Raw genomic sequence first — 22,305 nt, forward strand, 5'->3', positions numbered from 1 at the left:
GTTATGTATTTCCAACTCATGGCGCCGACTGGGGCGGTACGGGTTTATAAAAGAGATATTATTGGATTTCCACTTCCGCAGGGGCCAGAATTCCTTCATCCTGGGTTCCGGATAGCGTCGGCAACTCCTCTTTTTTGGATTGCCATCCGCGATGACGCAAAATGCCCTGAAATGGCGGTTCCCCGCTCACATTTCCAATCAGTTTGATCGCTGCCGGATTAAACCCCGGTTCAACCGTAACGGCGTCCCCTTCGGTTTTATCGATGATCGGTTTGGGAGCAAGGGATTTATCGATAATTTTTTTGCAGCTTTCGTGAATACCGCGGACCGCGGCACCGATTTGCGCATCGTCATACAAGCTCAAATCTTCAGCCATAAAGTCGATCAGGCGCCCTTCACGCTGAAGCAGTGATACTAAATAAAAATACATCTGTTTATCATGGCGGCGCTTTTGTGCGTGAAGCTCACTGTCATCCGATTTTTTGGGTGTTAGCGTCCGCCCCTGCTTTTTGTCAATTGAGAGCGGCATCAATTTCTTGAGCGATTTTCTAACCCCCATCCACAGGGAAAGAGCGGTAATCAAAAAAACAATGGCCAAGGTCGGCAGCGCGCACTGAAACAGATGCTTTTCGGTTGACGCCAGCAGCTGGGTGATTTTCGGAAATAGCTCGGAATCAGGGGTGATGCCGATCATTCCCGGCAGGTCGGTTTTCAAGAGCGTCATGCCAAAAAACATGAGTAGAAATACCAAAGCGCCCAGCAGAAAAAAATAAATGATAATTCTGAAAAAAGCGCGGCGTGAAAACATTTTTAAAATATCCAAAATCACTATCTCCTTCACAGCAGATTTTATAACATGCAGTTATCGTGTTGAATGAGGTTGAAACATACCGCTTCCGATTGGGAAGTGCCTGTTTTCGTTTGGACACTAAATACATCGAATGCTGCTGTCAAGGGGCTTTTGCGGCTTCTCCCCCTATCATCTTCCGTTTTTTGTTGTATCGACAAAGCTGTGCGCGAATAAGTGGATATTGAGGCTTTACCTGCGCCGGTACTCCATGCTAAGGAAATGATGCAAGCGTCAGGGAAGTGGACAACGAACCGAATACAACGGGAACAAATATCAAAATTTAAAGTAATGACCTTAAAATACGGAAAAAAGACTTTTCAAAACGAACTAATTGCACCTGAGCAACTCTTATCCGGTATCCCTTCAATACCGATTGAGTCCGGTTCCGGCAATGAGTCTCTATTATCCCCCGCATCCGGTTATCAATTCAGATTTGATTTTGACATCGGCTATCTTAGAAAAAGTCCGTGTCGCATCTGTGCGAATCAGCCGGAATTGCCGAATTGCGCAGAGTCCTGTCAAGTATTGGATAAACTCCATTCTGTTTTATCCAGAAGCATAACCTGTTACCGGTAACCGTCACCATACGATGTGGAAAACAGTCTTACTCATATTATTGGCGGTCCTTTACGGAGCCTCCCCCTATGATATTTTTCCGGATTTCATTCCGGGCTGGGGGTGGCTTGATGATATCGCCGTTATATGGTTCCTATGGCATCTGTATAAGCGGATTCAGCAACGTCTCATGGAATCCGGGTCTGCAGATCAACATGACGGGAAAGGCGCCCGACAAAATGATGCGGGTCGAGCGCACGAGTCAAAAGACCAAACCAACGGAAAACAATTTAAAAAGTCCCCGCATACCATCTTGGGGGTCTTGCCGAATGCTTCCGGAGAGGAGATAAAGCAAGCCTACCGGCGATTGGCGAATCAATACCATCCAGACAAGGTCAGCCACCTCGGTGATGAGTTTAAACTATTAGCGGAAAAGCGGTTTAAAGAAATTCAGGAAGCCTATCAATCCTTGATGAAACCATAGATCTCCCCTGCTTTTCCGCGAATCCTATTTTTTCAACCAGTAGGGGTTGATCAGATCTTCAAAAATGGCCAAGGCGGCCGCAGATCCCTGCCCGGTGGCCGTAACAATCTGTTTGTATCCGCCCTCCACATCTCCGGCCGAATATATTCCGGGAATATTGGTCCGGTGATGGCCATCGTGCTTGATAAATCCGTCAGGCGTGAGCTCAACGCCGATTTTTTGAGCCAGTTTCACGCTCGGTTCATAGCCGATCGCAATAAAAACGCCGTTCGTTTTAAATTCGGAGGTTTCATTGGTTTTGGTGTTGACGAGAAGCACGGATTCCACCTGCTTTTTGCCTTGAATGGCTTGAATCCGAGTATTCCACAGAATGGGGATCTTATTTTCAAATAAATTCCTGGCAAGAAATTCCTGTGCCCGCAATTTATCCCCACGATGAATCAGCGTCACCCGAACCCCCATATGATGCAAATGCAAGGCCTCCGTCACCGCACTGTTGCCGCCGCCGACCATCACCACTTCTTTTCCCTTAAACAAAGGACCGTCACAGGTACTGCAATAGCTGACACCTTTGCCGCTAAATTCCTTTTCACCTTCTGCGCCCAACAGTCTGTGGGTGGCGCCTGTTGCCAACAGAAGGGTCTTGGTATGAAACTTGCGGCGGGTGGTGGTGACGACCATGGGATTGCCGGGAGCGACATTCAAAACCTCCTCACCCTGAAAAATCGGCACATACTCAAGGGCATGGCTGACCATAATATCCACCAGGGTTTTGCCGCCGACTTGCGTGAAACCGGGGTAGTTTTCAACAATAGGCGTTGTGGCCACCTGCCCGCCCAGTGCATCACGCTCGATGACGGCGGCCTTTAAACCGGATCTTTCGGCATAAATACCGGCCGTCAACCCGGCGGGTCCCCCACCGACGATGACCAGATCGGTTTCAACCAGCGCAGCGTCGCTTTCCGGTATAAAAACGGTCACCGGCTCCAGCTTTTGCAATGATGCCATAAAAAGCTCTTCGGGCCGAGCTCCCTGGCCTACCAGAATATCATTGGCATAACATTGCGGCACACTCATGGCCGAATATTTTTCAGCCAGATCGATGTTGCTTTGAATATCTATAATTTCCAATGATACCGTTTCCGGTGCTTCGATGGCCGCCCGAACGCCATTGACCGCTTCTTGTGGGCAATACGGACAGGTGGCGCTCACGAACACTTTAACATCTCTGGGAGAATCGATTTTTTTTAATACTTTTTTAGCTTCATCACTTAATTGACTGCTGCCTAGACCAACCAGAATCAGTGTTTCCAGCATGGTTCGGCCTTCTTCGCCCAAAGGGGCACCAAGCCATCTAATCTTGTATTTTTCGGGTGCGATTAAAAGCGTTGGCGATCTTGTCGCATTCCATTTTTTGGCCAGTTCGTTGTCCAGAAAATATTCCCTGAATTTTATTTTATCCGTCAACTCTCTAAATGCCCGCATGATTTGCCGATTGGTCTGAACAAATAGGCTGTCATCGCCACGAGATACAAAATGATAAACGGGAATTTCATTGGGAAGCTTCTCAAAGGTCGCTCGAAGCTGTTTCATGATATTGGCATTTTCAGATTCTTGTTCGTGCGTATCCATGATAGCCTTCCTTTCCGCTTCGTTTTGGAACCATAAAAATAAAATTGCCGGTTGCCTTAGCGACTTTCGTTTTGTCTCATCAATTGAAGAAGGGCCTCGGCAAGCAAAAGATCCTCCGGCGTGGTAATTTTAATATTGTTTCGACTCCCGAGAATCATTTTAATCCGGTGGCCGGTCTTTTCCAAAAGAACCGCATCATCCGTTCCCAAAATGCCCGACGCCAGTGCCTGCTCATGGGCATGCCGGATCAAATCATATCGAAATACCTGAGGGGTTTGTGCCAACCAGACATTTGCCCGGTCAACGGTGCGAATAATACCGCCATTTTCCGAAATGACCTTTAACGTATCCGAGGCCGGTATGCCCAATATGCAACCGTGATGATTCCGGGCTGCTTTATAGCAGGCGGATAACTGCGCCGTGGTGATAAACGGTCGAACCCCGTCATGAATGGCAACCAAGCCGGTTGGGTCATTAATGGTTCTTAACCCATTATAAACGGATTCCTGCCGCACCTTACCGCCGGGAACCAGCGTAATGGGCTTTTTAGGTGAAACGGGAGGTAGTACAACCTGTCTGCAAAAATCAAAATCGCTTTCCGGAATTACCAATACGATATGATCTGTTTCCCGGCTTTGATTAAAAACACGCAACGTATGAGATAGAATCGGCAGGCCGTCCAATTGTAAAAACTGTTTTCGTACCAGCCCTCCCATTCGAAGGCCTTGACCGGCGGCGACAATTACAGCGGAATTCATAAGATAATAAAGAATGCGTTATATGACTAAAATCATTTTAAGTAATTTAATTCTTGAGGCAAAGGGATCCCTTTGCCCATCGTGTCTTCACCATAATTGACCTCCGACAACACTTCAATATCCCGTAACGCACGAATATCGCCTTGAAAAACGACATGGATAATATTTTCTTTTTGAATTTTTCCGCCGGCCCATTGAATATCCAACACGCTGCTGGCATCAAACCGGTCCTTATCAATGCACAGCTCCACATGGCCACCGTAATGCTGAACAATTTTAGCGACCAGAAGGCTCGGTCGGCTATGAAAACCCAATTTTTGGGGAATGCCGACGGTTATGCTGCCTTTTTCAATATTTTCATTTAAAATTTCCCGCGCCAATTCTTTACCGGTCGTGAGAAAATGACAAACATAATAGAGTCCGTAATTGATGGTTCGATCTAAAAGTCTTTGAGAATCAATGAGTTCCGACAGCCTGTCGCTGACCTGTTTGTAAATGTTTTTATATCCGGCATCATGAAGATGCCGTTCATAAAAATGAAGCAGCCTGCCAATTACCTGCAACAGGTGAAAAACAACGGAAAAATGTCCGCGAAGCTGCTTCATTTTTCGATTCCCGAACAGGTATCCGCCATGAATGACATAGGTATCGAACTGGGATTGCAGATTGTGAACCATCATTTCAAAACTGCGCATTTTGACTTCGTTTACCTTGTCGGGAATAATGCTCATGATTTCCTGAATATCATAAGGATCATAAAACCCGAGCTGATCGAAACTGCGCGCAATATTTAAAAATTCACTGGCGATATAAACAATATTTTCTTTTTGACTTTCCTTATCCAGATCATCAATGTCATAAGGGAGCATCTCACTGGTCGTAACCCCCGGAAAATCATCGGCCTTATAGTCATCCGTCGGCAACTGAATATTAAGACGCTTGGCCTCGTTCAATATCACCGGCGCCATCTTCATCAATGTATTGGTTAAAAAATCAAGCGTTTCAGCGCCTTCTCGTTCAAATTCGTCCGTATCCGAAAGAAAATAAAAATCCAGACGGTTGGAGATGTGTTTCTGTGAATAGCCGGCAGCCCCCAGATGGCGAACAGCCGCACATAATTCACGGTAAAAAAACCAATCCTTGCTGTTTTTAGCCCCGTGAAAATCCAGAAAGTCTTCCAGAAGTTGAGAGGAAGAAATCAATGTGGAATAAAGTTTTTTAGTGAAAAAATGCTGGGGGGTGGTAAATGCGGCAATATAACGGCAACATTTCAAATAATCATGAGAAAATATTCTGACCTTTTCGGAGAAAGAAATGCCGCATGATTCATTTTCGGCGGCGTTAGCGCCCGATGATGCAATGGTTTCCAAAACGTTCATATATCGTATTTCCACGCGTTAATAGCGACGACGTTGTAAAAAGCGGAAAAAACCGGTCGGAGCCGCCAATAAGCCGAATTCTGTGCTCAACCCCGGTTACCCGAAGGCTGAGGAACGATCATTCATCTTAAGGGGCCTGTTGCCAGGCGCCTCTTGCGACCTACCCGGAAGCTCGGGCGGGCAACCCTCAAACGCTTCTCTATTTGGTCTTGCACCGGGTGGGGTTTACCGAGCTCCCCCGGTCACCCGGAGGACTGGTGCGCTCTTACCGCACCGTTTCACCCTTACCCGGCACCAATTGGTGACGGGCGGTTTACTTTCTGTTGCACTTTCCTTCACGTTACCGCGACTCCACGTTATGGAGCACCCTGCCCTGTGGTGTTCGGACTTTCCTCCGACCTCTTTCGAGGCCGACGATCGTTTAGTCGACTCCGACCGGTTATGTTTCCTCTGATACAGAATATATAATTCTATGACAATGCGGACAGAACTGCAAGCTATCTTGCCGTTGAAGCTCATTATACATCTGTGGGGGAATGGTCAGGTGACAGCCCTTACAAACCGCTTTTGTTACCGGCACCACAACAAATGCCCCCACGCGCAACTTGACCCGGTTATAGGTCTCAAGCATTTTTGGGTCAACCAATAGATACTGGTCATCTTTTTTCTGTTTTATTATAGAAAGTTGTTGCTTTAATTCATCCGCCTCTTTTTGGATAATCGCTTTCTGGTCCGTCACCTTTTTTTCCAGTACCAGCATCTTCTCATTTAATTGCTTCAGATCCTTCTGTCCACTTTCGATACGATCCAACACGGCAAGCATTTCGTCTTCGATCAGGGAGTTTTTGTCTTGCATGTCCTGAATTTCCTTCAGGATAGATTGATATTCTTTGTTTGTTTTCACGGCATCCATCTTTTCCCTGCTTTTCTTGATTCGGGAAAGGTTGGTTTCCACCTCGATTTCCTTAGCGCGATACTCTTTTTTGAGAGCGGCAAGACTGTCGGATTTTTCGGATATTCTTTGTTTTAAATCCAAAAAAACGACATCCAACGCTTCGATTCTTTCCGGAATTTTTTCAAGTGCAGCACCAAGGCGGGCCAAATCAGTTTCCAGCGTTTGGAACGCAATCAGAACATCAAGTTTATTTTTCATGGCACCCTGTAAATTCGTAGTTTGTTTTCAGGCCGAGCGGTTCCTTCTCGGCGCATTTTTGTTTTTTTATATGATTACAAAATGACAAACGGATTGTTCTCAACATGACTCGCTTGAACTATAACGGAATCTCCCCGGGCATTGAACACTTCCGTCAGTCTTGCCGCAAGCGCATCCACCATAAGGTGTTCAGAGGCAAAATGGCCGATATCGATAAGTCCCAAACGGTTCATTTCGGCTTCCCGTGCATCATGATATCGCAGATCACCACTAACATACACCTCGGCCCCGGAAGCATAAACAGAACTCAAAAGGCCTGCTCCGCTGCCGGTACAAACCGCTATTGTATAAACCGCCATTTCCGGGTTGCCGACCATGGCCACATGATCGAGGGATAGGCTTTTTTTAATCGTTAACGCCAACGTTTTCAGATTGGTGGGCTGAGGCAGAGTTCCGATTCGCCCTAACCCCTGGAGAACCGGCAAGGAATTTTTTTTAGGGCTTTCCCCAGGCCTTTCAGCAGACAGCAAGACGGCAATATTCGTTAAGCCGATGCGTTGCGCCAGGATATCATTTAATCCATCCGCGGTGCTGTCCAGGTTGGTGTGAGCGGCATAAACAGCCAGTCGATTTTTCAACGCATCGTCAATCATCGCACCAACGGGGCTATCAAGATCAATGCTTTTGATGGGGCTAAATAACAAGGGGTGGTGTGTAATCAGTAAATTCGCTTGTTGATGGATTGCATCACGAAACACTTCCGGGCATGGATCAAGGGCTGTCACCACTTTTTGAACGGGCCAATTTCGTTTTCCGATTTGAAGGCCGACATTATCCCATTTTTCAGCCAATTCGGGGGGCGCAATTGCCTCCATGATGGATATGATATCCTGTACGAATAGGGTCATAATCGAATCATCGATCTCTATAATAGATCGTTAACAATTTACTTACCTGAAGCCGATAGCCGGGTTTAGTGAAACTCATCTGTTGATTTATAATTTTAAAACAAAAAAAAGGCGTGGTTTTTACGACCACGCCCACCCGTTCATCGCGCTCATTATGGTTTCGCGCCATATGTGTTTGCCCTTCATCATCGTATTGTAGCAAAACATGGGCCCACCTGGATTCGAACCAGGGACCGACCGGTTATGAGCCGGTGGCTCTACCAGCTGAGCTATGGGCCCACAGCGCTGTAATGAAAGTGCTTATCTAACTTTAGAATACTGTTTTGTCAAGTGTCGGTCCACATTTTGAATCGGATTTAATTTTCAATAAAACTTTTCAGCTTTCGGCTTCGGGTCGGATGCCTGAGTTTCCGGAGCGCTTTGGCTTCTATTTGTCGAATACGCTCACGAGTCACCGCAAAGTCCTGGCCGACCTCTTCGAGCGTGTGGTCTGCTTTCTCGCCGATCCCGAATCGCATTCTCAACACTTTTTCCTCACGCGGTGTCAAGGTGGCAAGTACCTTTCGGGTTTGCTCTGCCAGATTCATGCTGACAGCGGCGTCTGAAGGCAGCATGAATTTTTTATCTTCAATAAAGTCACCAAGATGGCTGTCTTCCTCTTCACCGATGGGGGTTTCCAAGGATATGGGTTCCCGGGCTATTTTTAATACTTTTCGAACCTTATCCAATGGGATTTCCATTTTTTCAGCAATTTCTTCAGGCGACGGCTCGCGGCCAAGTTCCTGAACCAAATATCGGGAGGTTCTGATCAGCTTGTTGATGGTTTCTATCATGTGCACCGGAATACGGATCGTACGGGCCTGATCCGCAATGGCGCGTGTAATCGCCTGGCGAATCCACCAGGTGGCATAGGTCGAAAATTTATATCCGCGCCGATACTCAAACTTGTCCACCGCTTTCATCAGGCCGATATTACCCTCTTGAATTAAATCAAGAAATTGAAGCCCGCGATTGGTATATTTTTTGGCAATGCTCACCACCAGTCTCAAATTTGCTTTTATCAATTCACTCTTGGCGGTTTTGGCACGGATTCTTCCATCTTCAACGCCGCTCATCACTCGTTTCAGGGCTCGGTTCTTTGCCCGGATTTCATTTTCCTTTACTTCGATTTCAGATAAGGTGTTTTTTATTTTTTCAAAATGATTGGCGATTTCATCGCTACCCTTTTCACACTGACCAGCGGCCCATGTGATAACATCTTCCCCTGAACCCATCTGAATGCGTATATCGTTTACGCTCACACCGAGGGCATTGGCGCTTCTGGTAAGCTGGTCTTCCCTTTCATCAAACCAATCGATGTGTTTTTTTATTTTATTTTCAATTCGCTCGATGACATTGCTCTCAAGTCGCCAGCCTTTGAGAAGTTCAAAAATCTTTCTGTTCCGGCGCCCCACGCTTCGTCGAACCCGACGCCTCTCATCTTGCGGCATATCGATCTCGAAAAGCTTATCTCGCAACTCAATACACTCGACGTTTATTTTTTTAATCTCGTGAATGGTACTGAGAAAATTCTCGATTTGAAGTGCTTCGTCAATGTAGGCATCACCTTCATCCAAATCCCTGAGAACATGTTTGGGGCGAAGAACCTCTTTTTCAATTTCATCTCCGAGCGTAATGAGAGAGTCGATGCCTATTGGTGTTTCCAAAAGGGATCTAAGGATTTCCTGCTCTCCGGCCTCGATTTTTTTGGCAATTTCAACCTCCCCTTCCCTGCTGAGAAGGGTCACCATACCCATTTCGCGCAAATACATCTTCACGGGATCTGTTACAGTCCCGAAATCGGTATCATCACTGTCTTCTTTCAGGACAGGGGCATTATCGGGCTTTTCAAGCAATATCCCTTTTTCATCGTCCAATATTTCTATATTGAGCTCATCGAACATCATGAGCGTTTCATCTATCTGGTCCGATGAGAGCATCTCGTCCGGCAGGACAGCGTTAATTTCATCATATGTTAAATGCCCTTGTTTTTTTCCACGAGTGATAAGTTCCGTCAGCACCTTTGGGTCCACTTTTTTATCGTTCGTTTCATCTTGGGCGGTCTTCTTCGTCATAGACACTCGCCTCCTGTTGGCTCAGGTGGTTTCAGTTTGGTATTTATTCCGGCACAATGCCGAAAAAAGGCATTGCGCCGGCAAGAACCCATCATATTAAAAATTAATGTGTTCGACCATTCAAGGGTTGTTTTCCCTCGAGCAATTGCCGTTGTAATTGCGTCACCAACTCATAATCTCCCGCGCTTTCAGCAGATCGGATTCTTTGTATCAGGTTTTTATCGTATCTGCCGCAGCTTGTTTCAAACTGGTCCATCAGTTTTTGGCAACCGACATCATCCCACGGGGCATTGCCGATCGCCAAAGATGCAGCGGCATTTCTATGCGCGTCATCGCCAATAGCCGATATGATATCGGCTACGTTTTTATCTTCACCACTGGATGTTATTTGATCCAGTATGATTTCACCGAGATGCCTTAATTGAGTATTTTCAAATAAATCAAGCAATTTTCTTTTCCGAATTTCTGCGATAATGTCGGGAAACTGCAACATCATCGCAATGATGTTGCGTTCTATCCGGTTACGACCCGATATATTCAATCCGCCTGCATCCGTGTTAATGGCCCTTTTGCTATCGACCGGCGATGCGTTTTGCGTTCTCCTGCCCGTATGTTCAGTGATAGCGGCGGTTATCTTTTCCCTGACGGCCGTCTCATCCACACCAAGCCGTTCCGCCAAATCACGAATATGGAGCGATCGGGTCAACCCATCTTCAATGGCCGCAAGCGCATCTTTCAAGTTGGAGACAATACGCACCTTCCCCTCGGTTGAAAGCCCATGCCGTTTAATGGCGGATTCGATTAAAAACGGGATAATCGAAAGAGAATGGGACGCTTTTTCAAGAAAGGCGCCTCGTCCCTTTTCCATTATAAAAGAATCCGGATCATGCCCCGTCGGCAAGACAATAATCCTGGCATCAACAAATCCTTTCGAGAAAACCTCAACGCTCCTTTCAGCGGCTTTAATTCCCGCATCATCGGAATCAAATACCAGGATAATATGACCGGTACTCCCAATAAATCCTTTCAGAATCTGAATATGCTCGGGCGTCAAGGCGGTGCCTAACGTGGCAACGGAATTTTGAATGCCGTTTTGATGAAGCGCCAGCAAATCAAAATACCCTTCAACCACAAACACACATTCCCGCGCGCGACTCTCTGATCTAGCGGCCTGCATTCCGTATAAGGAGCGACGTTTGTTATAAACCGGGGTTTCAGGAGAGTTCAGATATTTGGGCAGCGCCTTGTCCATCACTCTTCCCCCGAATCCGATGACACGGTTTTCCATGTCAAAAATCGGGAAAATTATCCGGTTTCTAAAATTATCGTAATAGCGACCCTGCTGTTGTTTGGCGCGCAACAATCCGGATTTTTCTCCCAATTGAAGCGGCACGGTTTTTGATTTTAAAAAACGTGCAAGATGGTCCCATCCCTCCGGGGCAAAACCGATTTTATATTGATTAATTGTCTGTTCGTTAATCCCTCTTTTTGTCAAATACACCCTTGCTGATGACCCGATGGCTGTTTTTAGATTCGTATTAAAAAACGCCATCGCCATTGCGTTCACGGTCAATAGTTTTTCGCGTTCGTTTAACCGTTGCTTTTGGGTCGGTGATAATTGAGCCGAAGGCAATTCAATGCCGCACCGTCTGGCAAGCTTACTCAGTGCTTCAGGGAATGTCAGCCCTTCCTTCTTCATTAAAAAATTAAAAACGTTGCCGCCTGCGCCACAGCCGAAGCAATAAAATATCTGTTTTGCCGGGCTTACGGTAAAAGACGGGGTTTTCTCCGTGTGAAAAGGGCACAGCCCTTGGAAATCTTTCCCGGTTTTCCTTAAAATAACCGTTTCCGATACGATTTCAACAATATCAGCCGCGTTCTTGATTTCAGAGATTTTATCCTCAGGGATTGCAACGGTCAATAACAGCACCCCCCAATGTCAGGGAAAAGATTTTTTGACGATTAAGGAAGGACGTGTGAATGGCACCCGATATTGAATTGCTGATCACGTGCCACAAATGCTTTCTTTTAAACGGTATCCATAGTGAGCAAAATAAATGAAAACCGGTATAGTAGCTCGTTATTTTTTGGCCATCAACGGACAGCAACACCGCATTTCATTTTTTGTCAAACTGTTAACATAATCTTTCAGGTGGTGACTGTCAATATCGTTATTAATTCATTTTTCATTTTCATTCTGAATAGGGATCGTTTCAAGTACCCGCTCAATGGCCTCAAGCGCCAAATCTTCGGCGGACACCCATCTGGCTTTTCTTTTAATAAAAGCCCCCAGGCTGAATAAATTTTCGGATAAGGCCCGCTGCGTATCCTCAAACCGTCGACTCCATCGAATACTACCGGTTTTCGTTTCAATCAGGTCCAAGCCAAACCCTATGGATGCCGGAGATTCAGCGGCGTAGTCGCTGCCAATGCGCTCCTGAAAACGATATACGCTTCCCGTGAGAATCGCATCCGCATCCAGCTCCGCACCGATGGTCATCATAATTTCTTTTTCCGAAACTCCGTCCGGCTTCAACAGCAGAATGCGGGACCGCAGATCCCGGTAATGCTCTTCGGAAATAACGGTGATGGGCTTTTTTTTCGACAAGGCTGTTCTAAGGTTTTCAGTCAGAAATGCCGGCGCTGAGGCCATGACCGGTCCGGTTACATAACTTGCGCCGCAAATTCTGCATGTTCCAACCTCACCCTCGCCATATATATCAACGGCATTGCTGATCGGCAGCAACAGTATTTTGCGATAATGGGACTGTTCTATATTTTGATCCATGTTTTCGTTTTGTTCTGCATAGCCGGAACCTATCAATAGGGCCATCATGCCGATCACCGCGAGTGCCATCGCACGGCTAAAAACAGTTCCCATTATTCCCCGCATCGTATCTGGTTTAAAGGCGACCTTTGGATGACCGAACGCCGCTAATGCGTGCATCCATCGAGACAGCCTGGTCCATCGCTCTGCCCAATGATTTAAAAACAGCCTCCAGAATGTGGTGTTCATTTTCACCATAGGCAACATTCACATGCAAGGTGATTCCACCCCTAACGGCAAAGGCTCTCAGAAACTCCTTGGCGAGGCAGGAAAAACTCACCCCGTTTTTTAGCAGTTCCTCGGGGACGTCGTAAACGAGAAACGGCCGGTTGGATAAGTCCAATGTAACAACCGCCAAGGCTTCATCCATTGGCGTTGCCTGGTGGCCATACCGGCAAATTCCCTTTCGATCCGACAAGGCAATGGAAAAGGCATCGCCCAGTGCCAGACCCAAATCCTCCACTGTATGGTGGAAATCAACCTCCAAGTCTCCCTTTGCGTATACGCAAAGGTCAAAAAAGCCATGGTGGCTGAAAAGCGTTAACATGTGATCGAAAAAAGGAATTCCGGTGGCGATATCATTTGTTTTTCCCTGACCGTCCAGATTCAGCTCAATTCGAATGTCGGTTTCCGTTGTTTTTCTTTCGACACGCGCCGTACGATCTTTCATAGCATTATCCTCACACATTCCGGGCCATCCATCGAAAACATACACGCAAAAACGGACAGCACACTAAGGGGCAATGGTACTGTCCGGCACATAGACGCACGCAATCGGTTTCAAGAAGACAACCTATTGATATAATGGATTATAAAATATTTACCGGTTTTTAACGTTATATTTTCTGTTCCAAAAAAGCAAGCAATGATTATTCAACACGTTAAGTGTACCCACCGTGATTTTTTCATGATTTAACAAGTGCGCGAGACAATAACTCGCCGATGGTTTGGGAGAATTTAGACGGGTCTTCCACCTTTCCCCCCTCGGAGATAACAGCGACGTCAAACAAAAGGGTACTGATATTCGGAAGCATCGGGTTGTCCCGATCGTTTTCATAAATCTCTTTAATTTTAGGCAGTACCGGATGATCCACGTTTAACTCCAGCACGCGCTTGACCTCTGGCGCCTCCTGACCGGTGGCTTTTAAGATTTTTCCCATATAGGCGCTCATATCCGCAGCATCACCTGATAGGCATGCCAGGGATGTTTTCAGCCGCGTAGAAGCTTTTACCTCTTTCACTTTGCCGTCAAGTTTTGATTTTATGAATCCGAATACGGCTGAGTACTCGTTTTTCTTCCCTTCATCGATCGTTTCTAGCTCGCCCTTTTCAGCACTTTTAAACGGTTTTCCGTCATATTCCGAGAGCGTTTGCACCACCCATTCGTCCACCGGATCCGTCATGATCAGCACTTCGATATCATCGGCCTTAAGCCGCTCCAGATGAGGACTATTGAGCAGCAGCGTGGCATTTTCGCCCGTTATAAAGAAAATTTCTTTTTGATCCGCTTTCATTCGGCTGACATAATCTTTTAACGAAACCACCTGGCCATCGGACTTCGTGCTTTGATAACGGATAAGATCAGCGATCTTGTTCCGGTTTTCAGAGTCGGTAGGAATGCCGATTTTAAGAATTTGTCCGAAATTTTGATAAAATGATTCATATTTGTCCTTTTCGAGATTCCCTAATAGCTCAAATAATTTATTGACAAGATTTCTGCGGATATTTCGAACAATCCGGTCTTGTTGCAGAATTTCCCGGCTTACATTCAAGTTCAAATCCGCTGCGTCAACGACCCCCTTAACAAAGCTGAAGTATTCCGGCATCAGCTCCTTACAGTTATCCATGATAAATATTCGTTTACAATACAGATTCACGCCATGCTTGCGCTCCGGATGAAAGAGATCGAACGGGGCCTGACCGGGAATGTATAACAAGGCCGTGTATTCGGTCGCCCCTTCCAACTTAATATGCAGGTGCGCGAGAGGGGGTGCCCAATCATGGCTGATATGGGTATAAAATTCATTGTATTCTTCTTCCGAAACCTCTTTTTTGTCTTTTGCCCAAATGGCTTTCATGGAGTTAAGGGTTTCGGTCCGTAATACCTTGCGTGTCGTTTCACCAATCGGCTTTCCGTCTTTATCTTTAAGTTGCTCGTTTTCAGGAATGGGCTCGGTGCGTTCCAACTCCATCACAATGGGATAGTTTACAAAGTCCGAATGTTTCTTGACAATTTGCCGAAGGGTCCACTCGTCCGTGTAGTCCTGCTCTTCTTTCTCCGGTTTTTTTAAATGCAGCACAATCGCCGTTCCGCGGGCGTCTCTTTCGTCTTCCGCAATGGTATAAGTGCCACCTCCGGTGGACTCCCACCGAACCGCTGATGGTGATCCGGCAGATCTTGAAATGAGCTCCACGCGATCTGCCACCATGAAAGCACTATAAAAGCCGACACCGAATTGTCCGATCAGCTCGGGGGAGAGTGAATTTTCTTTTTTAGATTGCTCGATCGCTTTCAGAAAACCGGCGGTTCCGCTCTTGGCAATGGTGCCGATATTTTCAAGGACCTCATCGTAGGTCATACCGATACCGTTATCGGTAATGGTCAATGTGTTTTTGCCCTTGTCCGCATCAATTCGAATTTTAAATTCCGTATCATTCCCCAGTAAGTCCGGGTCTGTCTGGGCCTGAAACCTCAATTTATCTAAAGCATCCGAGGCATTTGAGATCAGCTCGCGCAGAAAAATCTCCCGATGCGAATAAAGTGAATTAATAATCAGGTGCAACATTTGTTGGACTTCGGTTTGAAATTGACGTGTTTCCTTCTTGCCCGCCATGGTGTCTCCTTTCTCAAAAATAACCGGTTGATCAATGAATCAAAACTTCCAGAATCATCAAGTGCGTTCCGCACGATAATTTAAAAAGAACCCATTCAAAATTCAGAGATAAAAATGGGGGCTGATTGTTATTTCGTCAACCCCCATTCCTATAAAAAAACGAGCGCTGCATCCGGTGACCGGCACGTTTGTGTCAGCATTTTTAGTATAGGTTAATCCGGTAGAATATCATAAAAATAATGCATGGTATCCGTCCGTGTGACAATACCGATGAGGCGGCCATTCTCCACCACGGGCAACCGGCCGATATCGTGTTTGATCATCAATCCGGCCGCCTCCGCAGGGCTCTTTTCCGGTTCAATCGTAACCGTGTGATGGCTCATATAGGCCTTTACGGGCGCCGTTAATTTCGGATCCTTTTTCACCTTTTTAAAATCCCTTCGGGAAATGACACCGACAAGTTCTTCATCGTCATTCACAACCGGTAAACCCGTCACCCCCTTTTCACGCAAAAATTGCGCTACTTCTCTCATGGGCATTTTTTCATGAACCGTCATTACCGGGAAAGACATTAAATCACTGATGCGTATGGATGTCCGCTGGTTACCGAGAATCAACTCCTTGATCGTCTCTTCAATCGCGTCCGGAGACGCGGCTTTAAGCATCGCTGATCCGGCGCCGGGATGTCCGCCGCCGCCAAAGCTTCGCATCAGAATGCCGATGTTGATCCCATCATTATTGCTACGACCGATAATCATACTGCTGCCACGCTCTGGATCAAAGAAAATCCCAAAAGCAGCATCTACATTGAGCACCTCCCGGTACATATGAACCACCACCGACAAGCTGTCCACGTAACCGCTGATTTCGGTCTTACTGAAACTAACAGTGAAATTATTTAACTTTTGTCTCGTTGCGGTTTTCAACATTTCAAAAAGCGTATCTTTTTGTTGTTGACGATAGGTAGGCCGAAGAAGGCTGGCGAGAATCTTCAAATCCGCTTTTCGTTCCAACAACCACCCGGCTGAATAGGCATCTTCAGGCATCGTGGACGAGAAGGTCAGGTTGCCGGTATCTTCATAAATTCCGGTTAGAAAAAGCGTTGCCTGAATTGGGGTGATAAGCTTTCTCTCCTCCCTGAGCCTACGAATCATTAACGTGATCGTCGCGCCCATTTCCTCCTGAACACATAAATTCGCTTGAATATTTCCGCCGTATGGGTGGTGGTCGAAAAGAATGATTTCCGAATTATTATTTTCAAAGGCTTCTTTTTTAACCTGAAGGCGATCCCAGTTGTTGGTGTCAACAACAATAAGGCTTGAAACGGAATCCAAGTCGACTTCATCGACTGTTTTTACCCGCAGAAGATCCTTATGCAGCGCAAGGAATGCCTTAACATTGGGGTTCAGAACCTTTGGCAACACCGGGACAGCGTCCGGATAGATGATTGTGGCGGCGATGGTGGAAGCCAACGCGTCGAAATCCGTGTTCTTATGTGTTGTAACAATTCTCATTCCGGAATTCCCGAGAAACCATGGCGGGTACCAAGCACTTTGAAGGCCGGCTTATTTTGTAACAGGAACACATCCTCTTCGAAAGCGCTAGCATAGCCTATAGTAAGATTATGTATTTTTAATGGTTATGATTCACAAACATGCCATAACTTCAAGGTGAAAAGGTAAACTTCGTTATTCTCCGGTAAAGTGCGGCGGCCGTTTTTCCAGGAAAGCCGATACGCCCTCTGCTTTGTCCCGCGTACCGCAAGACAGTGTATGCAGGTAAGACTCGTGAGCGAGGCCTTGCGCCAAGGAACCCTCACCCGAACGCAGGATCGCTTCTTTTGCATACTGAACAGCCAGTTTAGGCCTGTTCGCGATGGTGGCTGCCATTTTTTTTGCTTCGATCATCACCTGGTCCGGCGCCACCACATGGTTGACAAGCCCCATGGCCAGGGCCTGATCGGCTTTGATTAGATTCCCGGTGAGAATCAGTTCCATGGCCCTGCCCATGCCGACCAGTTTCGGCAATCGCTGCGTGCCGCCGGCACCGGGTATAATTCCCAGCTTCACTTCAGGCTGGCCCAATAATGCATGGGAGGAGGCCATTCGAATACTGCATGCCATGGCCATCTCCAGTCCTGTACCCAATGCATATCCATTAATGGCGGCAATAGAGGGGATCTCAAGATTTTCGATGCGAGAATAAAGTTCCTGGCGACGCCGACTGACAGCGCGACCGCTCACGGCATTCCGGTTTTTCAGCTCGTCGATATCAGCTCCCGACACAAAGGATTTTTCTCCGGCACCCGTCAGAATGAGCACCCGAATGTCGACCTCATTTTCCACCCGATCAAGCGCCTGTGCAATTTCTTCGGCCGCCGCATGATTCACGGCATTCATTTTGTCAGGGCGGTTGATGGTCAGTACCGCCACGCCGCCTTCCACATCGAATAAGATATTGTTAAACATAACTATTCTCCATAGAGATAAGAGCGTTTCTTATTAGTTGAGCCTTTCAACGACCAGTGCAACCCCGTTGCCTCCCCCCACACAGGCGCTGACGAGACCAAATTGTTTGTCACGGTCTTTGAGCGCATAGAGGAGCGTTGTCAGAATTTTTGAACCGGTTGCCGCAATGGGATGCCCTAAGGCAATGGCTCCGCCATTCACATTTACCTTGCTGCGATCAAGTCCGAGTTGTCGTTCGCAGGCAATGTATTGAGCTGCAAACGCTTCGTTAAGTTCAATAAGGTCCATATTCGCTAAGGACAGTCCGGCCATTTTTAAGGCAGCCGGAATCGCCTTTACCGGTGAAAGCCCGAAGATCTTTGGTTCAAAGCCGACAAAGGAGTAGCCACGGATGAGCGCCAACGGCTTGAGGCCCAATGTTTCGGCTTTTTCTTTATCCATAACCACTTGTGCAGCGGCAGCATCACATAATGCGCAGGCGTTACCGGCCGTCACCGTGCCCCCTTGAATGAAGGCGGAAGGCAGTTTGGACAAGGCTTCCGGGGTGACGCCCCTTCTAAAAATTTCCTCATCCTTGAAATAGTCAGGCCCTTTTTTTCCGGGAATTTCGATGGGAACAATTTCCTCAACAAATTTTCCGGCCTTAATAGCCTGTTCGGTTTTGTTATGGCTTTGTGCGGCAAACTCGTCCTGCGCTTCACGTGTAATACCGAGATCTTTGGCATATGCATCGGTCAGCTCCCCCATCAGACCACCGCCCAAGGGGCATAAAAACCCATCCTTATGAAGCAGATCGTCCATCGCACCTTGGCCCATTCGATACCCCCATCTGGCTTTTGGTAATCCGTAAGGCACGTTGTTTGTGCTTTCTGCCCCGCCGGCAAGGACAGTGTCCACATCACCAGCCTTGATGGCCTGACTTCCCATAATAAGCGCTTGAATACTGGAGCCGCATCGAACATTGATGGAAACCGCAGGCACATGGGTTGGAATACCCCCGGCGATAGCGGCAAGCCTGGCCGGGTTCGGCCCGACACCCGCCTGATACGCATTGCCGAAAATCGTCTGATCGATCATATCCGGGGTAATACCGCTTCGCTTGACAACTTCATGTATAACTTGTCCCCCGAACTGCGGAGCAGTCAATGCCTTCAATGACCCATCGTATTTTCCCCCGGCGGTTCTTCCGGCCCCCAATATGACCACTTGTCTCATTCGTTCCCTCTCCTTCCGGTTTTGCCGATCCCATTCATTAAGATCCATATGATTGCAGGTAGTTTCACACATATCGGCTGAAATCGCAAAGAAAAAGGCGCTCTTTTCATAAAAATGAAGATCGCAGTTTCAGGAAATATTTGCTAAGAAATAAATGCAGCAACTCGTCGAATCAGTGGGGTGTCGGATTTTCAGCTGAAAAGAAATGGGGGCGGTCATGCTTATTGGAATATTAAAGGAAGTTAAATCAGAAGAAAATCGTGTTGCCATGACGCCGGCCGGTGTCGAAGTTTTGTGCCATCACGGCCATCGCGTGGTCGTGGAAAAGAATGCGGGAAGAGCAAGCGGATTTCCGGATGCCTCCTACCTGACCGCCGGAGCTCAAATCATTCACACCGCACAGTCGATATACCGCCAATGCGATATGGTGATGCATGTGAAAGAACCGATCGCTTCCGAATACGATTGGATACGAGAGCACCAAATAATCTTTACTTATTTGCACCTGGCCGCCAACAAACAGCTGACAAAGGCGTTGATGAAAAGAAAGTCGGTAAACATTGCCTACGAGACCATACAAACTTCAGAGGGCGCACTGCCCCTCCTAACGCCCATGAGTGAGGTAGCAGGCAGAATGGCCATTCAGCAAGCCGCTAAATATCTTGAAATGATCCACGGGGGACGCGGCGTCCTGCTGGGGGGGGTACCCGGGGTCGATCCGGCCACGGTGCTGATACTGGGCGGCGGCACCGTCGGCGTCAACGCGGCAAAAATGGCTTGCGGATTGGGCGCAAAAGTATATCTTTTGGACTTGAGTTTGGAACGCCTGCGGTACCTAAGCAACGTGATGCCGCCCAATTGTTTTTTACTCTTTTCCAGCCCCCAAAAAGTGCGCGAAATCATCGGGGTAGCAGATGTAATCGTCGGTGCGATATTGATTCCAGGCGCAAAAGCCCCCAGACTGATCACCCGGGACATGATCAAAACCATGAAAAAAGGAGCAGTTATAGTGGATGTGGCCATTGATCAGGGCGGCTGTTTTGAAACCTCGAAACCGACCACCCATGCAGATCCGATTTATACGGTTGACGGTGTGGTGCATTATTGCGTAACCAATATGCCCGGCGCCGTCCCGAAAACATCGACATGGGCACTATCCAATGCAACCCTTCCCTATGCGTTGGAAATCGCCGATAAGGGATGGGTTCGCGCCATGAGAGAAAATGAGGAAATCAGACGCGGCGCCAACATTGTCAACGGAAAGGTGACACATCAACAAGTGGCGGAAGCTTTCGGACTGGTTTATACACCCATTGATACATTCTTGTAACTTCCGATGCGATCATTATTCTTGACAATATAGCAAAGTTATGAGTAATGGCATGAGCAGCTTTTCATATTACATTTCAGCATTATAGCCACCAAAATTGAGCGGGTTTTTCCGGAGACGGCCTTCTGTGGGGGTTTCGGTGCGTCACTTGTTAGCATAAGAGCGAGTGCCTCTATTATATTTTCAGTCTGAGGCAATCTTAATATCCTTAATTGCCGTATAACGTTGGCGTTTCGGCCTTTGAAGGAATTGCCAATGCGGAAAGATTGGTTTCATTCCCACGAAAGCGGAAATTCAGGAACCCTGCGAGCTGAGATAACGCTGGGGGCAGATATAAAATGAATGAGACGCAACACATTTTAATTGTGGATGATAGTCTCGCCATGCGCGGCGCGTTGGTCAGAACGCTTCGAGACGGACGATTTCATTTTGAGCAGGCCGAAAATGGTATTAAAGGGCTTGAGAAAGTTAAAAGCTCCCATTTCGATCTCATTATCACGGATGTGGACATGCCGGGGATGGACGGGTTCACCTTCTGCAAAACGCTGAGAGAAGAAGCGCTTATCAACGCCACGCCCGTCGTTATTCTCAGCTCCCACGACAAGGAATCCGATATCGAACACGGCTTTCAAGTCGGTGCTTCGGCGTATTTATCAAAAACGGACGCCAAAGAATATTTGCCCGGTCTGGTAGACCGGTTGCTTAAAAAATCGTCGATGATTCGTCAGCGGTTGGTGTTGATCGTTGACGACTCTCCGGTCATACGAGACATCCTGAGCGAGGGGTTGATTAAAGAAGGTTTCCAAGTCGCCACTGCGCCCAACGGCAAAATAGCCTTGGAGGCACTCTTGGATATTAAACCTGATTTAATCATCAGCGATCTGAATATGCCCGAAATGGACGGGCTTTCATTTTGTCAGACCGTTCATCTACGATCGGATTGGTCGACAATCCCGTTTATCGCCATGAGTTCTGAAAGCGATCGGAGCAAAATGCGCCAATTCCTTCAAAGCGGGGCATCCACCTATATTATCAAGCCGTTTAACCTCGACCAGCTCATCATTACCATCGAAAAGCTGCTTTCAGATCATTTCTTGCTCTTATTAAAGGAGCGAGAGCGTTTTGAAGGTGAACAGCGATTGATGATCGCCAGTATCGCAAGCCTGGTTGAGGCGCTCGAAGCACGGGACCCTTATACGCGCGGCCACTCCGAAGCCGTCTCGGACATGGTAACCAGTATCGGTAAAAAATTAAACGTCCCGGCAAAGGAAATCGAAGCCATCACCATTGCCGCCAGGCTTCACGATTTGGGGAAAATCGGCGTCCGCGATGAGGTGTTGCTCAAACCGGGACGCCTGACGGATGAAGAATTTGATCTTATAAAGCAACACCCCGTCATCGGCGCCAAAATACTTGAACCGATTCCCAGTCTCAAAAAAATGATTCCGATCGTGCTCAGTCACCATGAGCGCTATGACGGGAAAGGCTATCCCGATGGGTTAAAAAAAGACCAAATACCTTTCTGGGCAAGAATGACGGCCGTGGCGGATACTTATCATGCCCTGACCAGCGATCGGCCATACCGAAAGGGAATGCCTCAGGAAAAAGCGCTTCAAATAATTGTTGAGGCAAGAGAAACGCAGCTATGCCCGAAATGCGTAGATATTTTTATTGAATGGTTATTTGAATTATAATTATTCTTGCCACATCGTTTCTCCCCGCTCGAACGAATCGCAACTTCAGGTGAATATTAGGGATTTATGGTTGATTCTTTTTTATATTGAATTATAATTTTATT

The 22,305-nt window shown here is 47.1% G+C and carries 17 protein-coding genes, 1 tRNA gene and 1 other RNA gene; 3 read left to right on the forward strand and 16 right to left on the reverse strand.

Going from position 1 to position 22,305, the window contains the following annotated elements; translation table 11 throughout:
• Nucleotides 1-58: 58 nt before the first annotated feature.
• On the reverse strand, nucleotides 59-823 hold the full coding sequence (locus RBT11_04360; GenBank protein ID MDX9785980.1) for a DUF2760 domain-containing protein: 765 nt from the start codon (nucleotides 821-823) through the stop codon (nucleotides 59-61).
• Nucleotides 824-1,439: 616 nt separating this feature from the next.
• On the opposite strand from RBT11_04360, the gene RBT11_04365 reads away from it, so the two are divergent.
• A complete protein-coding gene (locus RBT11_04365; GenBank protein MDX9785981.1) occupies nucleotides 1,440-1,889 on the forward strand; it encodes a DnaJ domain-containing protein in 450 nt (149 codons plus the stop codon).
• Nucleotides 1,890-1,913: 24 nt separating this feature from the next.
• Here the strand turns inward: RBT11_04365 and RBT11_04370 are convergent, their stop codons facing one another.
• The 15 genes from RBT11_04370 to RBT11_04440 all read right to left on the reverse strand — a co-directional run bounded on the left by RBT11_04370 (nucleotide 1,914) and on the right by RBT11_04440 (nucleotide 19,177).
• Complete coding sequence (locus RBT11_04370) at nucleotides 1,914-3,521, reverse strand: FAD-dependent oxidoreductase (GenBank protein ID MDX9785982.1); 1,608 nt, start codon at nucleotides 3,519-3,521, stop codon at nucleotides 1,914-1,916.
• A 56-nt stretch (nucleotides 3,522-3,577) separates the two neighbouring features.
• Complete coding sequence (ispD, locus tag RBT11_04375) at nucleotides 3,578-4,279, reverse strand: 2-C-methyl-D-erythritol 4-phosphate cytidylyltransferase (protein MDX9785983.1); 702 nt, start codon at nucleotides 4,277-4,279, stop codon at nucleotides 3,578-3,580.
• A 32-nt stretch (nucleotides 4,280-4,311) separates the two neighbouring features.
• Entirely contained in the window at nucleotides 4,312-5,658 is a 1,347-nt protein-coding gene (locus tag RBT11_04380) for an HPr family phosphocarrier protein (protein MDX9785984.1), read from the reverse strand.
• Nucleotides 5,659-5,712: 54 nt separating this feature from the next.
• Nucleotides 5,713-6,091, reverse strand: an RNA gene (rnpB, locus tag RBT11_04385) — RNase P RNA component class A.
• Between the two features lie 6 nt (nucleotides 6,092-6,097).
• Nucleotides 6,098-6,811 carry a C4-type zinc ribbon domain-containing protein gene (locus RBT11_04390; protein MDX9785985.1) on the reverse strand — a complete coding sequence of 238 codons (714 nt, stop codon included), beginning with the start codon at nucleotides 6,809-6,811 and terminating at the stop codon, nucleotides 6,098-6,100.
• Nucleotides 6,812-6,885: 74 nt separating this feature from the next.
• Entirely contained in the window at nucleotides 6,886-7,719 is an 834-nt protein-coding gene (locus RBT11_04395; GenBank protein MDX9785986.1) for a Nif3-like dinuclear metal center hexameric protein, read from the reverse strand.
• A 206-nt stretch (nucleotides 7,720-7,925) separates the two neighbouring features.
• Nucleotides 7,926-7,998, reverse strand: a tRNA-Ile gene (locus tag RBT11_04400).
• Between the two features lie 77 nt (nucleotides 7,999-8,075).
• Nucleotides 8,076-9,833 (reverse strand): RNA polymerase sigma factor RpoD, encoded by a 1,758-nt coding sequence (gene rpoD, locus RBT11_04405; protein ID MDX9785987.1) that lies wholly within the window; start codon nucleotides 9,831-9,833, stop codon nucleotides 8,076-8,078.
• Between the two features lie 103 nt (nucleotides 9,834-9,936).
• Nucleotides 9,937-11,754 carry a DNA primase gene (gene dnaG / locus RBT11_04410; GenBank protein ID MDX9785988.1) on the reverse strand — a complete coding sequence of 606 codons (1,818 nt, stop codon included), beginning with the start codon at nucleotides 11,752-11,754 and terminating at the stop codon, nucleotides 9,937-9,939.
• A 258-nt stretch (nucleotides 11,755-12,012) separates the two neighbouring features.
• Nucleotides 12,013-12,714 carry a hypothetical protein gene (locus RBT11_04415; protein MDX9785989.1) on the reverse strand — a complete coding sequence of 234 codons (702 nt, stop codon included), beginning with the start codon at nucleotides 12,712-12,714 and terminating at the stop codon, nucleotides 12,013-12,015.
• Between the two features lie 22 nt (nucleotides 12,715-12,736).
• Nucleotides 12,737-13,330: an imidazoleglycerol-phosphate dehydratase HisB gene (gene hisB / locus RBT11_04420; protein ID MDX9785990.1), complete on the reverse strand. Its 594-nt coding sequence runs from the start codon at nucleotides 13,328-13,330 to the stop codon at nucleotides 12,737-12,739.
• A 235-nt stretch (nucleotides 13,331-13,565) separates the two neighbouring features.
• Entirely contained in the window at nucleotides 13,566-15,494 is a 1,929-nt protein-coding gene (htpG, locus tag RBT11_04425) for a molecular chaperone HtpG (protein ID MDX9785991.1), read from the reverse strand.
• 212 nt (nucleotides 15,495-15,706) lie between these two features.
• Nucleotides 15,707-17,008: a CBS domain-containing protein gene (locus RBT11_04430; GenBank protein ID MDX9785992.1), complete on the reverse strand. Its 1,302-nt coding sequence runs from the start codon at nucleotides 17,006-17,008 to the stop codon at nucleotides 15,707-15,709.
• Nucleotides 17,009-17,182: 174 nt separating this feature from the next.
• Nucleotides 17,183-17,962, reverse strand: a complete 780-nt coding sequence (locus RBT11_04435) for an enoyl-CoA hydratase-related protein (protein MDX9785993.1) — start codon at nucleotides 17,960-17,962, stop codon at nucleotides 17,183-17,185.
• Between the two features lie 33 nt (nucleotides 17,963-17,995).
• Complete coding sequence (locus RBT11_04440; GenBank protein ID MDX9785994.1) at nucleotides 17,996-19,177, reverse strand: acetyl-CoA C-acyltransferase; 1,182 nt, start codon at nucleotides 19,175-19,177, stop codon at nucleotides 17,996-17,998.
• Nucleotides 19,178-19,394: 217 nt separating this feature from the next.
• Here RBT11_04440 and ald point away from each other — a divergent pair, with 217 nt between their 5' ends.
• Both ald and RBT11_04450 read left to right on the forward strand, forming a co-directional pair.
• Entirely contained in the window at nucleotides 19,395-20,507 is a 1,113-nt protein-coding gene (gene ald / locus RBT11_04445; protein MDX9785995.1) for an alanine dehydrogenase, read from the forward strand.
• A gap of 338 nt (nucleotides 20,508-20,845) precedes the next feature.
• The gene (locus RBT11_04450) at nucleotides 20,846-22,201 is read left to right on the forward strand and encodes a response regulator (protein ID MDX9785996.1); all 1,356 of its coding nucleotides are present in this window, start codon (nucleotides 20,846-20,848) and stop codon (nucleotides 22,199-22,201) included.
• The last annotated feature ends 104 nt before the right edge of the window (nucleotides 22,202-22,305 follow it).

The organism is Desulfobacterales bacterium (assembly GCA_034003325.1).
GTDB lineage: Bacteria > Desulfobacterota > Desulfobacteria > Desulfobacterales > JAFDDL01 > JAVEYW01.